The organism is Gammaproteobacteria bacterium (assembly GCA_022450155.1).
Lineage (GTDB): Bacteria > Pseudomonadota > Gammaproteobacteria > Arenicellales > UBA868 > REDSEA-S09-B13.
The window spans coordinates 110881-125336 of sequence record JAKUQR010000001.1 but is presented as its reverse complement, the minus strand read 5'-3'; the positions used below and the strand labels follow the sequence as shown (position 1 = coordinate 125336).

At 54.0% G+C, this 14456-nt stretch carries 11 protein-coding genes; 8 read left to right on the top strand and 3 right to left on the bottom strand.

Annotated features, from left to right (window positions below):
- Positions 1–24: 24 nt before the first annotated feature.
- From MK323_00590 to MK323_00575, 4 genes are all read left to right on the top strand, one after another.
- On the top strand, positions 25–813 hold the full coding sequence (locus MK323_00590; protein ID MCH2480664.1) for an aldolase: 789 nt from the start codon (positions 25–27) through the stop codon (positions 811–813).
- A gap of 15 nt (positions 814–828) precedes the next feature.
- Positions 829–1653: a TauD/TfdA family dioxygenase gene (locus MK323_00585; protein MCH2480663.1), complete on the top strand. Its 825-nt coding sequence runs from the start codon at positions 829–831 to the stop codon at positions 1651–1653.
- 106 nt (positions 1654–1759) lie between these two features.
- A complete protein-coding gene (locus MK323_00580) occupies positions 1760–2992 on the top strand; it encodes an MFS transporter (GenBank protein MCH2480662.1) in 1233 nt (410 codons plus the stop codon).
- Positions 2993–3124: 132 nt separating this feature from the next.
- Positions 3125–4516, top strand: coding sequence for a M20 family metallopeptidase (locus MK323_00575; GenBank protein MCH2480661.1), 1392 nt, complete (start codon positions 3125–3127; stop codon positions 4514–4516).
- A gap of 18 nt (positions 4517–4534) precedes the next feature.
- Here the strand turns inward: MK323_00575 and MK323_00570 are convergent, their stop codons facing one another.
- Positions 4535–5722 (bottom strand): beta-lactamase family protein, encoded by a 1188-nt coding sequence (locus MK323_00570; GenBank protein MCH2480660.1) that lies wholly within the window; start codon positions 5720–5722, stop codon positions 4535–4537.
- A gap of 47 nt (positions 5723–5769) precedes the next feature.
- Positions 5770–6756, bottom strand: a complete 987-nt coding sequence (locus MK323_00565) for a dipeptidase (GenBank protein ID MCH2480659.1) — start codon at positions 6754–6756, stop codon at positions 5770–5772.
- Between the two features lie 89 nt (positions 6757–6845).
- Here MK323_00565 and MK323_00560 point away from each other — a divergent pair, with 89 nt between their 5' ends.
- From MK323_00560 to MK323_00550, 3 genes are read left to right on the top strand one after another with little or no spacing between them, the layout of a single operon-like run.
- The gene (locus tag MK323_00560) at positions 6846–8612 is read left to right on the top strand and encodes a hydantoinase B/oxoprolinase family protein (protein ID MCH2480658.1); all 1767 of its coding nucleotides are present in this window, start codon (positions 6846–6848) and stop codon (positions 8610–8612) included.
- Positions 8609–10726, top strand: coding sequence for a hydantoinase/oxoprolinase family protein (locus MK323_00555; GenBank protein MCH2480657.1), 2118 nt, complete (start codon positions 8609–8611; stop codon positions 10724–10726). Before MK323_00560 ends, MK323_00555 begins: the two co-directional genes overlap by 4 nt.
- Before the next feature lie 53 nt (positions 10727–10779).
- Positions 10780–12105, top strand: a complete 1326-nt coding sequence (locus MK323_00550; GenBank protein MCH2480656.1) for an aspartate aminotransferase family protein — start codon at positions 10780–10782, stop codon at positions 12103–12105.
- A gap of 71 nt (positions 12106–12176) precedes the next feature.
- Here the strand turns inward: MK323_00550 and MK323_00545 are convergent, their stop codons facing one another.
- A complete protein-coding gene (locus tag MK323_00545) occupies positions 12177–13355 on the bottom strand; it encodes a PrpF family protein (GenBank protein MCH2480655.1) in 1179 nt (392 codons plus the stop codon).
- 123 nt (positions 13356–13478) lie between these two features.
- Here MK323_00545 and prpB point away from each other — a divergent pair, with 123 nt between their 5' ends.
- Positions 13479–14420, top strand: coding sequence for a methylisocitrate lyase (gene prpB / locus MK323_00540; GenBank protein MCH2480654.1), 942 nt, complete (start codon positions 13479–13481; stop codon positions 14418–14420).
- Positions 14421–14456 lie beyond the last annotated feature (36 nt).

Below are 14456 nucleotides of genomic sequence, written 5' to 3'. Positions count from 1 at the left end.
GGCTCGATGAAGAGGAGTCAGAATATGGGAACACCCATACCGGTCGAAAAACCTGGAAGCACAGATCCCGAACCCCAGGTCAGCCAGGGGCGAGTCGACCTCGCGGCTGCACTGCGCTGGGCTGTACGGTTGGGCCTTTCAGAGGGTGTTGACAATCATTTCTCCATGGCCGTTCCGGACGAAGACGGCGTGGTCCGGGGAAACCGATTCCTGATCAACCCCTACGGCTGGCACTGGTCGGAGATTACTGCGTCTTCGCTGGTTCTGGCCGATTCCGAGGGAAACGTGCTTGAGGGTGAGAATACGGTGGAAGACACGGCATTTTTTATTCACAGCCGGATTCATGTCAAGGTGCCCAGTGCGATGGTCGTGCTGCACAACCACATGCCGTATACCACCGCTCTGACGTTGATTGAGAATGGCCGCCTCGAGATGTGTGAACAGAATGCTCTGCAGTTCGACGGCCGAATTGTGTATGACGACGAATACAGCGGTCTTGCACTTGATCGGGAAGAAGGAGATCGGCTTGCCAGCCTGATGGGTGATGCGAACGTTCTGTTCATGGCCAGCCACGGAGTCACCGTTGTTGGTGAATCGGTTGCCCGGGCTTTTACCGATCTTTATTACCTGGAACGTGCGTCGATGTTTCAGGTGCTCGCGCGTTCAACCGGAGGTAAATTGCGCACCATCAGCGAACCGCTCTTGGCGGCAACGAAGAAACAGATGGGGCCGGAACTACCCCTGATTGCGGACCGGCATTTTAAGGCGCTGAAGCGGATTCTCGACCGCGAAGAGCCCGAGTATCGCAACTGATCAATACCTCTCCCGATGTCTGACTATCAGCACATCCGGGTCGAACCGCTCTCCACGGCTTTGGGCGCCGTGATCCACGGGGTTGACTGTAAGGCCGAACTGCCTGATCAGGTCGTTGACGAAATCCGAAAAACCTGGTTAGAACATCTGGTCGTGTTTTTTCACCGGCAGTTTCTCGCACCCGCCGAACAGTTGGCATTTGCTCGACGGTTTGGAGAGCCTGTGGAATATCCAATGATTCAGGGGATGGAAGAATTCCCGGAAGTTGTAGAGGTGATCAAACTGCCGCACGAAAAACATAATTTTGGTGGGATCTGGCACTCTGATACCACGTATCTTGAGTCCCCGCCTACAGGGGCGTTGTTGTTGGCCCAAGAATTGCCACCGGTCGGCGGGGATACCTTGTTCGCAAACATGTACCTGGCTTACGAGACTTTGTCGACAGGAATGAAGAGCATGCTAGAGAATCTGAAAGTTGTTCAGAGTTCCGCTAAGGCTGGTGCCGCCCGGAGTCGGGAGGACAGATTGCCCGGTGCAGCCGCCAATGCCCAGCAGGTGCTGGAGTCTGAGCACCCAGCAGTGAAAATCCATCCGGAAACCGGCCGTCGAGTTTTGTTCGTGAATTACGGTCACTCCATTCGATTTAAGGATATGACCGAAGCAGAGAGCAAGCCGATACTGACCTATCTGTTTTTCCACCAGACCCGCCCGGAATTCACCTGCCGGTTCCAGTGGGCTGTCGGGTCGATGGCGATGTGGGATAACCGCTGCACCCAGCACAATCCAATCAATGACTATCAAGGATTCAAGCGGGTCATGCACCGGATCTCGATAAAATAAAGCACACCGATAATTGCTAAATTGTCTCACCGATTGTGCCAGCTCTGTCAAGCACGCTGCATCTAGTAACGGCTCGCGACACAATTAACGGGAAATGTGATTTCCGATGAGTACCTCAAAAATATTTTACGGTCACTATATTGTCGGCGCGAGCATGGTTACGCAAATGATGTACCTGGGTTTGTTTTTTACCTTTGGTGTGCTGTTCCCTGAATTCGAAAATGAGTTTGGTTGGTCTAGGGCCCAGATATCGGGCGCCTCTTCGACCATGTTTGCCATCATGGGGGTCCTGGGTATTGCCATGGGCCGAGTCAATGACCGGGTTGGGCCCAGAATCCTGCTTGCTGTGTCGACGGTTGTATTTGCACTGGGCTTTATTCTGATGTCACGGATGACTTCTATATGGCACCTTTATCTTTTCTATGGGCTGTTCTGTGGTTTGGGGATAGCTGCTCACGATGTGGTGACGCTGTCGACTGTGGCGCGCTGGTTTGAGCGAAGCAGGGGCTTGATGTCCGGTCTGGTTAAGACTGGCGCAGGCATCGGCCAGCTCATCGTGCCGTTGTTAGCGTCGTTTCTAGTGATCCATTATGGCTGGCGGGAAGCCAGCATGGTGGTGGGTGTAGTTGCCTTGATTGTGATGCTGGTCGCAGCGCAGGTTATGCGGCGTGATCCGATGTCGTTGGGTCTTAAGCCTTGGGGCGGTGAGCAAAAAGACCAAACTGGCACGGATATAACACAAGAAATGGGTCTGGGCTTGAAACAGGCATTACGGACCCGACAGTTCTGGCTGATTTCAATGGCGAAACTCGCCGATTGGTATTGTCTGTTTACGGTAATTATTCACATCGTACCGCATGGGATTGATCAAGGGCTCGAGCCGGCCACTGCGGCGACGCTGCTCTCCGTTATCGGGGGTTGCAGTATTCTGGGAAGAGTGACGTTGGGTGCGGCGTTTGATGTGCTCGGTGCGAAGTGGTCGCTTACGATCGCTTTTGTGTTGTTATTTCTGAGTGTGCTGTTCTTGCAGCTTTTACCAGGTCCAAACTGGTTGTTTGCGTTTGCATTGATCTATGGCATTGCCCATGGCGGGTTTTTTGCCGTCGCATCACCGAGCGTCGCTGAGTATTTTGGCACCCGCTCACACGGCGTGATCTTCGGTATCGTGATGTTCGTAGGCTCTATAGGGGGTACGGTTGGCCCATGGTTAACCGGCTGGATTTATGATCTGATGGGTACCTACGACATTGCGTTTTTGCTCGTCACTGGCTTTAGTGTGTTCGGTCTTCTGATGGCTTTAGGTCTAAAACCGATTACCTCATGTATGCACGGCCATTGATATGTTATATGTTTATCGTCGGTCCGTGTCGCTACGTGCAGCACCGGTCTGCAGGGTCATTAAGCAGCCAGAGGAGATTGGCTGTGCCATGAGAGCAGAGTATCCCACTTAGGCTGTTAAGCGGATCTGATAATGAGTCGAACGAAAGCCACGGAGCGAATCGAAAATTATTTCGATCAGAATCTGTTTTTCACAGACCTCCATCGCAGGGTCAGTATTCGGACTGAAAGTCAGGTACCTGAGCAGCGCTCTGAACTGTATCGGTATCTGGAAAATGAAATTGGGGAGGAACTGCGTAAGATTGGGTTTACCTTTGTGATTGAAGAGAATCCGATAACCGGTGGTGGCCCAATTCTTCTGGCACAACGCCATGAGGATTCTGCACTGCATACAGTGCTGACTTATGGTCATGGCGATGTGGTATGCGGCTATGACAACGAATGGCGACAGGGCCTGAGCCCTTGGCAGTTGACTCGTGAAGGCGATCGCTGGTTCGGTCGGGGTGCTGCGGACAATAAAGGCCAGCACACGATCAACCTGGCCGCACTCAAATGTGTGCTGGAAGAACGGGGCCGACTTGGGTTCAACATTAAAATATTAATCGAAACCGGGGAGGAGATCGGATCGATCGGGCTGCGCGAACTTTGCGCGGCAAACAAGGATCGACTGTCTGCGGATGTATTTATTGCATCAGATGGACCGCGCATCGCGCCAGCGCGACCGACTGTTTTTATGGGGTCAAGAGGTGCATTTAACTTCAATATGACAGTCGATCTGCGTGAAGGTGGTCACCATTCAGGCAACTGGGGTGGGTTGTTGGCGAATCCCGGGATTATTCTGGCGCATGCAATTGCCGCGATCACGTCATCCACCGGTGAAATCAAAGTGCCACAGTGGCGCCCGGATAAAATACCGAGTTCGGTTCAGGATGTGTTGGGCGAGTTGACAATAGACCAAGACGAAAACAGCCCCGAAATTGATCTCCACTGGGGAGAACCCGGGTTGACACCACCCGAGCAGGTGTTTGGCTGGAATTCTTTTGAGGTGTTGGCGTTTGAGACAGGTAACCCGAAAAACCCGGCGAATGCGATTCCTCCGAAGGCCTCTGCCCATTGTCAGGTGCGCTTTGTGGTCCCCACCGACCCTGAACAGTTGTTACCCGCACTGCGGAAGTTTCTGGACGAACATGGGTTGAGCAGCGTGGTGTTGTCTGCCGAAGGCAAGGCAGCCAGAGCGACCCGGCTGGAGCCTGATCATCCCTGGGTGAAATGGGTGATCGCATCCATAGAGACCACTACTGGAAAAAAAGTTGCAGTCATCCCGAATCTAGGAGGCACATTGCCCAACGATGTATTCGCTGAGATTCTGGGCCTGCCAACAATCTGGGTACCGCATTCCTATAGCGGCTGTTCCCAGCACGCAGCTGACGAACATCTATTGGGTAGTGTCAGTCGCGAGGCCTTACAGATTATGACCGGTATCTGGTGGGACCTCGGTGAGATGGGGTTACCGGTCGGGCTTTGAACGCACAGTGATGTGACATCAACGGTTGAGTAGCTCACAGATCGCCTCATAAGCCAAGTAGCTTGAATCCTTATCAATGGGGTCGAGTGCTTTTGGTCGGGATGAGAACCGCGCGATAACCACGTCCGCGGCGGGATAGATATAGAGAAACTGCCCGAATACACCGAGACCGGCGTAAACCCCGATTGGAGAGATGTACCACTTGCTCCGATATCGCCAATTCGGCATAAATTCTGCGAAGTTGCCCGCATTCCATACGGCCTGATCTCCATTTTGGCGAATATCCCTGAGCCACCAGTTCGGTACGACTGACTGCCCATTGGCGAGGCCCATGTTTAGACACATCTGTCCGAAACGACCAAAATCCCGCAGCGTCACGCAGATACCGCCCGCGGACCGCGGTGCACCCAAACGATCTACATTGACGTAAGCATCGTATTCGGCACCCATAGGCCGCCAGATTAGCTGACTGAAAAGTTCTGCAAACGGGAGCCCGCTGGCGCGTTCAAGCACCCATCCCAGAAGGTCAGTGTTGGGAGAGACATAATGGAATGCGACTCCGTGGTCTCCCTCTTTTTTTAAAGTGGGTAGAAATGATCGTAGATTGTCCGGGGCTCCTGGCTCGGTTCGCGGAATCCAGCCCGTTGCCATGCGGTAGCGCGCGAAGTCGTCGGCTTCATTCTCGTAATCTTCGTTAAATGAGATGCCGACCGACATATCCAGGAGATGTCGCACAGTAGCACTTTCATACGCAGAGTTATTGACTTCAGGGATGTATTCTGTAATCGGTGAGTCGGGATCAAGAAAACCTCTATCAACTAAAATCCCGGCCAGGATCGCTGTCATTGATTTTGAAACCGAAAAAAGAATGTGTGGGGAATTTGGTAGCAGGCCGTGGTCATAATGTTCAAAAACGATGGCACCATTGTGGAAAACGATAAAGCCGTCTACGTTGTTGTCAATGAGAAATTTGCCCAGAGTAGCTTCTTTGCTCTGGATGTCCTGAAATGGCAAGTCCGTTAGATTCCTGGGTGTTCGAGAGAGTCCCCACTGATGGTTCCGACTGGCATGGATCGGTGCTGTTGGCAGCAGTTGGCGAATGTTACGAAATGCCCAACTGCTAAAAGGTGATGTTCGCCAGTTCTCTGTTGTGACCTGATTTTTGGGACTGGGCGGAAATCCCTGCATAAGTCCTGACTGTGACATGGCGGCCTCTGGGTTCGTTTAAGGTAATAATTGGTCGTTAGTCGCACTCATAACCAGACACGCTGAGCGAGCGCAAAAAAATTACCACCGAGTATTCCCGTAATGTCTTCGCTCGAGAAGTTTCGGCGTAACATAATGTCAACCGCGTCAATCAACCGGTTGGGGGCCATAAACTCCATCGTCCCGCTGTACCACTGAGGCGGCCAGAAGTTTGATTGCCCGGTTATGGCGTCTTGCAGATCGTCGCTTCCATCACTGTAATCCAGAGCAACGCCAACATGCTGAGCGCCAACAAGGTCGGCGGTGTACGCGATGTGATCGACAAAATTTTCCGGATCAATTGAGTCTCCAAGAAACTTCCCGATCCCGTTGATGCCGATTACACCGCCAGTGGCTGCACAGCCCCGGATCTGGTCATCGGTGATGTTACGGGGGTGGTCACAGAGTGCTTTAGGGTTTGAGTGAGAAAACGTAACCGGTGATGCAGACAGTTCCATCGCGTCCATTGTGGTGAGGTAGGCGCTGTGGGAGCAGTCCACCAGCATGCCGATGCGATTCATTTCCTCTACAACTGATCTGCCAAACGCTGTCAGGCCGATGTCCTCATCGTGGCAGCCGCCACCGGCGCGGTTGTTACGATTGTAGGCAAACAGCATCTGGCGTACGCCAAGATTGTAGTAGAGCTGGAGCATGTCGATATTTCCATCCAGGGCTTCCATACCCTCGATATCGAAGGCTATGGCCAGACGGCCGTCAGATCGGGCCTGCAGAATATCGTCCACGGTTTTGGCCAGCAAGTAGTCATTGGGTCGTGCTGCGATCCAACGACGAACATAGGCCAGTGTGTGGACGGTATTGGTCCAGGGTCTTACATCGTAGCCCACATTGACTGAGACAAAACTGGCACCACTGTCACGCCAGTGATTGAGTTGGGACAGGTCGACATCGGGGCGACTCTCAAATCCCGCATGGTTGTCCCAGATCAGCGCCTGCTCATAAATAAAGTCGGCTGGACGGTGCACGGAGTCAGTCATGTTCATGTTAGTCGATAAACGAAGAATGTTGAATTGTCATATAGGACAGTCTATAAGACCAGATCAGGAAGAGAAATGGTGCGTAGATTATGAAATCAGATCCAGTCACGCTCGAATTATTCAAAAATGCCCTGTTGTCGATCGCAGATGAGATGGCAGTAACGATCTGCAGAACGACTTATTCCGGTGTTCTACGGGATAACATGGATTTTTCCACTGCGTTTACAGACGCGCAGGGAAAGCTGGTTGCCCAGGGACTGACGATTCCCCTCCATTTGGGCTCTATACCCACAGCCCTGGAGTCGGTCCTCGAACACTTTGGCGATGATATCTGCCCCGGTGATATTTTTGTCATGAATGATCCCTATGCGGGCGGCATGCACCTTCCAGATGTCTTTATTTTCCAGCCGATCTTTGTCGAAGGTGAGCGGCTTGCAATAGCAGCGACCATATCGCACCAGGCCGATGTCGGTGGTCGTGTACCGGGTTCGAATGCGTCGGATTCTACCGAGATCTACCAGGAGGGTCTGAGAATACCACCGGTTAAGCTGTTCAGTGCTGGAAAACCGAATGACACGATGTGGCGGCTTATTGAGAAAAACGTTCGTATACCGGTACAGGTATTCGGTGATTTGCGCGCCCAGTTATCGGCGTGTGCGATCGCGGAAAAACAGTTCATAGAGCTGGTTGAACGGTTCGGTAAAGAGACGACCCGCTTTTACATGCAGGAGTTGATCGATCACACTGAGCGACTGACCAGGGCGGCCTTGCGGAACTTGCCTGATGGTGTTTTCGAGTTTGAAGACTGGATAGACGACGACGGAATTGATCGCGATCAGCCAATACGTCTGTATTGCACAATCACGAAACAGAATGACTCCATTTGCGTAGACTGGGAGGGCAGTTCCGCCCAGGTCAAAGGCGCGATCAACTGTACATTGTCTTTCACCAAGGCAGTTTCATATGCCGCAATCCGGTCGGTGCTCGACTATGACATCCCGTGTAATGAGGGTCTTTTCCGGGCGATTGAAGTGACTGCGCCTCCAGGGACTATCACTAATATGGTCCTGCCCGCAGCCTGTGCCGCACGGGGGTTGACCGGGTTTCGAATGGGCGACTGTGCATTCGGTGCGTTGGCGATGATGTTGCCGGATGAAGTGGGAGCAGCGTCGGATGGCGGGAATTCCGGCCTCAGTATTGGTGGGTACGACAGTGCTCGGCGTCCTTTCATTTTTGTTGATTTTGCCTGTGGCAGCTGGGGTGGGCGCCCGTGGGCAGATGGGGTCCAGGGTAATTCAAACATGTTTGCGAATATGGCATCGCAGTCAGTGGAGTTGATCGAATCCCAGAATCCCCTGCAGATCCTGCGTTATGAACTGATAGCGGACAGGGCCGGTGCCGGTAAATACCGAGGTGGGGTGCCGTATCGTCGCGACTATCGGTTCCTTGAGGATGAGGCCGTGCTACAGGTGCGTTCCGATCGGAGAAAAATAAGACCTTACGGTCTGTACGGCGGGAAACCGGGTAAGTCGTCACAGAACATGATGAACCCCGACGGCGCCGCCGAACTGTTGGATTCAAAATTTACGATGACTCTTCGAAAGGGTGACGTATTTCGGCATGAGTTACCCGGTGGCGGTGGCTGGGGAGATCCACTCGAACGAGATCCGGCAAGGGTTCTGGAGGATGTCAGAAACGAATACGTTACCCCGGAAGGGGCATCAAATGAGTATGGTGTAGTCATTGACCTGCAGGCCCTTAGTGTCGACAAGGAGGCAACCCGCGAGCTGAGGAACAGTCTTCGTGAAGCCAGGGGAGATGGTCCAGTGGCAGACATCAGTTGGAGTGATTCATGACGTTGTCTACTCAAAAAACAAGTTCTCAGCAGGTTTCATACCGTCTGGGTGTTGATATTGGCGGGACGTTTACCGACGTCGTGCTGGTGGGATCCAGTGGTCAGATCATGACGCGCAAGGTCTCGTCGACTGAAGATGATTATGCCCGTGGAATCGTGACGGGTATTCGTGAGCTGCTGACATCAGTGGACTGCCAGGATTTCACCGTGTCTGAGATCATGCATGGCACCACGGTTGCCTCGAACACCATATTGCAAATGACCGGTGCCCGGACCGGGTTGATCACCACCCAGGGGTTTCGGGATGTATTGGAACTGCGTACGCTGCGTATGCCTCGACTGTACGATTTGAAATGGGAAAAACCGCCACCACTGGTGGAGCGGTATCTTCGCGTGGAAGTGGATGAACGAATAGATCGCGACGGTGAAATCGAGAAACCATTGGACCGGGCTGATGCCCGACAGGCTATTGAACGACTGCTGGCCGAGGGTGTAGAAGCGATAGCTGTCTGTTTGATCAATTCGTTTGCCAATCCGGTTCACGAGCAGTTGATTTTTGAGGTGATACAAGAGGCAGCTCCCGATCTACCCTGCTGTATCAGCTATAACGTGCTGCCCGAGATCAAGGAGTATGAGCGAACCTCAACAACGGTCATCAATGCGTATCTGCTGCCGGTTATCGCAAGCTATTTGAATTCACTTGTCGCCAGATTAAAGGATGAGGGTATACAGGCACCGTTGTTACTGATGCAGTCAAATGGTGGCCTGACGACTGTAGACCAGACCCGCTCTTTGCCCTGTCATATTATCGAGTCGGGTCCGGCAGCCGGGGTTGTGGGCGCTCATGCCCTCAGTCAGAAACTCGGACTCGGTGACATTGTGACATTCGATATGGGCGGTACAACCGCCAAAGCATCGCTGATAGAAAACGGCAAGTATTCCCGTGCCGTTGAGTACAGTGTCGGTGGTGGCATCATGGCGGGTTCTCGTTTGTTGACGGGGTCCGGTTACCGTTTGAAAGTGCCCGCCATTGATCTGGCTGAAGTCGGTGCAGGAGGCGGTTCAATCGTCTGGCTGGATCCGGCCGGTGCACTTCAGATCGGTCCTAGAAGCGCCGGTGCGACACCCGGTCCGGTGTGTTACGGGAAAGGCGGTACCGAGCCAACCATGACAGACGCCTGCGCTATTCTGGGTTACCTGAATCCTGACCATCTGGTCGGCGGAGATCTACCCCTGAATACAGAACTCAGCAAAAAAGTGTTTGCTGATACGATTGCCGGGCCGTTAGGCCTGGAGCTTGAGCAAGCTGCGTATGGTGCCTATGAGATCGCGTCGGCCAACATGATCCGGGCGATCAAGTCTGTGTCCAGCGAGCGGGGTCGTGACCCCAGGGATTACGTCTTGTTCGCATTCGGTGGTAATGGGCCGCTGTTTGCAGGGGCTATGGCGACTATTCTGGGAATGCGACGAATACTGGTGCCACCCGCCCCGGGCGTCTTTTCTGCCTTTGGCCTGTTGTGTGCGGAGGTCGAGCACCATTACTCGCAGACACTCAGACGAGTGCTGCAGAGCGCTGATCCGGTCGAGTTGGAGTCGAGCTGGAAACTCCTGGAAACGCAGGCCGACAACCAGCTTTCACTGGATGGGTTCCCGCCTGAGCAACGCAGATTGATCCGCTCAGCCAATATGCACTACCAGGGCCAGATTTATGAACTCAGCGTTCCTGTGCCTGAGGGGCCGATTGACCAAGCAGCATTGGAAGTGTTGCAGGATGCGTTTGGTGACGAACACGAGAGAACCTACGGGCATCGAGCAGGTCCGGATGAGCCTGTAGAGTTGGTCAATCTGGAACTGGTCGGGCAGGGACTATCTACGGTCTCGCGTGTACCGGAAGGGTTGCATGCAGTACAAAACACGAATCAGCAGAGTAAACCCAGGCAGGCCTACTTTGGCCGGGAACATGCCTGGATGGACACACCGGTCATTGCCCGTGAGGCACTCAGTAAGTCGCATTCAGGGCCGTGTATCATCGACGAGTATGACGCGACGTGTCTCGTCCCACCCGGGGCTAAGGCCAGCCTGGATGACTATGGAAATATCGTGATCGACCTTTGAGAGTGAAGATCCGATTGAACGATTCGAACCCCGGGCAGCCTGGAGAACAGAGAATGGAAATGTCGGCTTATCTGGATCAACAGTCTGAATCCAAACGACTTTACGACCGGGCCCTTGCGGTTATGCCAGGCGGTAATTCCCGCCACACGATCGTTATGGACCCCTATCCGGTCTATGCACGATTGGGCCGAGGGTGCCGGGTAACCGACGTGGAGGGTGAGGAAAGGATTGATTTTATAAATAACTACACAGCGCTGATCCGAGGCCATTCGGACCCCGATGTAACCGCTGTAGTCAGTAAGGTGATCCACAATGGCACTTCATTTTCATTGCCGACGGAGTACGACATACGGTTGGCTGAACTGCTGGTGGATCGAATACCTGCCGCCGAGCAGGTTCGTTTTTGTAATTCCGGCAGCGAGGCTGTGCTGCTCGCCATCCGGGCGGCCCGTGCCTATACCGGTCGCTCGAAAATTGCAAAATTCGAAGGTTGTTACCACGGTATCTATGACTATGCACAGGCCAGTGATTCTTCACGGCCGGGAAATTGGGGTGCACTGGATAGTCCGCAGACGACACTGGAAACCAGCATGGTGCCAAACCTCGGGAAGGATGTGGTCACACTGCCCTGGAACCGGCCGGAAATCTGTGCCCAGCTTATTGAAGACTGTGCCGATGAGTTGGCCGCGGTACTGATTGACCCGCTGCCTGCCGCCCTGGGGTTGTTGTCGCCTGTCGAAGGCTTTCTCGAGACACTGCGAGAACTGACCCGGGAGTTCGGCGTGGTGCTGATCTTCGACGAGGTGATGTCATTTCGGATTGACTACCGGGGTGCCGGTCACGCCAATGGAATAACACCGGACCTGATGTCGATGGGCAAGATCATCGGTGGCGGCTTTCCGGTCGGTGCGGTTGCCGGCAGTACAGCAATCATGTCCGTCTTCGATCATCGCCTCGGCGAGAAAGTACACCACGGAGGCACCTATAACGGGAATCCCGTCACCATGGCAGCGGGCTACGAGACGATGCGATTGATGACCCAGGATGAGTACACCCGGCTGGCCGAACTGGGTGATACGTTGCGTGCGAGCTTATCGGAGATGCTCAAACAGCGTGGCGTTCAACATCAGGTCAACGGGCGTGGCTCTATGTTTTCTTTGTTGTTGAGTGCCCGCCGGCCGGTAGATTTTCGCGAGCTGATCGAGTGTCGGGAGAGTGGGCCGGAACTTACCGGTCTCGACCGCGAAATGCTGTCACGCGGTGTTCTGCTCGGCAGTCGCGGTCTTTTCGGCGTATTGTCGACCCCAATGGGTGAGGCCGAGCTCGATCAATTTGTCGATGCACTTGATCAGTCCTTAAGGGCCCTCGGTGTTTACTGAATTCGTTAGATGACAGACCATTCAGGGTGGCTGAGCCCTGCTGGTCTCGGCAAGTTCGGGGGAGGCTGTTTTTAACAGCCGATTGAATCAAAGTTTCCGGTATCCAGGTTGGCTGTCGACACATAAACATACCCATCCATCAGTCGCCGGGCGGTACGGTTAATGCTGGCTGAACGGGAATGCCAACCATCGCCTTGCCGGACTACCTCGGCATTCACCTCACTTACCCCGGATGGGTGCGCAATGCGAATACTTTGTGTTATTGGCCGCGTCTTAGTTAACTGATTCACCAGTGTCCCCTCGATTCGACCCGCAACAGCAGTGCACAGAGCACCGGTAACAGGCATCGCTCGATGCGGCTGGCCGACTGAAATCATCCGGAGCACCAGGTCGCAGTCGTGCTTGCGGATAGTTTCTGCTGACAAGGTCACCGAATCGGCTGGGGAAGATATAAGCGCTATTTTGGGGATTCCGGGTATTGCTGAGGCTTGATCGATGTTTTGCGCGATGCCCATGGCAACACTGGCACCGAGACGAATTGCTTCCAGCGTGTCCAGGACCTCACTGAACTGTGACAGAGTGTCGGGCAACTCACTGCCGGCCAGACCCAGATCTTGTGCTCGCACAAATACACAGGGGTTACCGGCATCCACCATTGACACCTCAAACCGGGCGCCCTGAGTCTGTAATTCGTCTGTAGGCCGTCCAGTAGGCAGAAGTTTGCCGGTACCGCCGCCACCGGGATTTTCAAATTCCAGGTGGATCGGTGCGCCTGAACCGGCGACGCCGGGCAGGCAGAGGTCACCATTGACGGCCGCCGTACCTTCATCCAGCGAGAATGTTGAACGAATCATGCGGTCCGTATTGACGTTGAAGATACGCACACAGATGCGGTCGCCATTCACCGAAACCAGGCCTTCATCCACAGCAAACGGACCAACGGCTGCGGCCATGTTGCCGCAACTTGCTGAGGAATCGACAACGCGGTTTTGGGAGGACAGCTGGAAAAACCGGTAGTCCACATCGGTATCGGGTCGGTCTGAAGGGGATATCACACAAACCTTGGATAGCGATGATACCCCGCCACCCATACCGTTCAGTTGCCGTCCGTAAGGGTCATCAGCGCCGATAGCAGATATAAACAGGTCTGGCCACAGATGTTGCTGGGCGGGCAGGTCGTGCAGATGAAACATCAGTGCTTTGCTGGTGCCGCCGCGCATAAAAACTGCCGGAATTTTATATTGGGGCATGAGTGCTATAAATAGTTGGAATTTCGGTCTCGATCGTCCATTGGGCCTAAAAGCTGACCCAAAGGCAAGTTTTCGCATATCCTTGCGCTAACGACATGAGATTCAACCGACCGAGGGAAACAGATGACGTGGCTGACTGACAACGATGTACACAAGGAAACTCCCGGCGACAGATTGACACAGCTTATTGCGCAACCGGGTATCGTTCGAATTCCCGGCGCCCACAACGCTCTTGCCGGGTTGCTCGCAAAGCGGGCCGGGTTCGGGTGTCTGTATGTGTCGGGTGCAGCAGTGTCCGGCAGCATGGGCTTGCCGGATCTCGGAATCATGACTCTGGAGGAATTGAGTAGTCATGTCCGGTCGATCTACCGGGCCACCCAGTTGCCACTCGTGGTTGACGCCGATACAGGTTACGGCGAAGCGATCAATGTGATGCGTACCGTTCAGGAACTGGAAAGTGCCGGTGCCGCAGCGATGCAGATTGAGGACCAGGTAATGCCTAAAAAATGTGGCCACCTTAGTGATAAGCGGTTGATATCGACTGAAGACATGTGCGCAAAAGTGGCCGCAGCGCGAAAAGCACGATCCCATCTCAGAATTATCGCGCGTACCGACGCAGTAGATGGCGAAGGCCTGGAATCCGCGATCGAGCGCCTGAATCGCTATGTCGAGGCCGGGGCAGATTTGGTATTCGCTGATGCGTTGAAAGATGAAGTGAGTATACGAACCATAACGCAGCGTGTAGGCGCTCCGGTTTTGGCCAACATGGCAGAGTTCGGTCGCACACCCTACTTCTCAGCCTCCGAGCTAGAAGTCATGGGATGCCGCCTGGTGATCTGGCCGGCGTCTTCATTGCGCATCGCGGCGAGGGCGATGGACCGGCTGTACCAGGACCTGGCCCGGACCGGCACCACGCATCAGTTTATCGACGACATGGTCGACCGCAGTGAACTTTACGATGTGATCGGTTATTTCGACTACGAATCGCTGGATGCATCGGTGGCGCGCAGCGTGGTCCCCGAAAAGAAGCCTGTGCCGTCAGCGCCTGACGGGGGCGTCATCTAGTTCGGAGTTATGGGCTGCACTCGACAGAATAGTCAT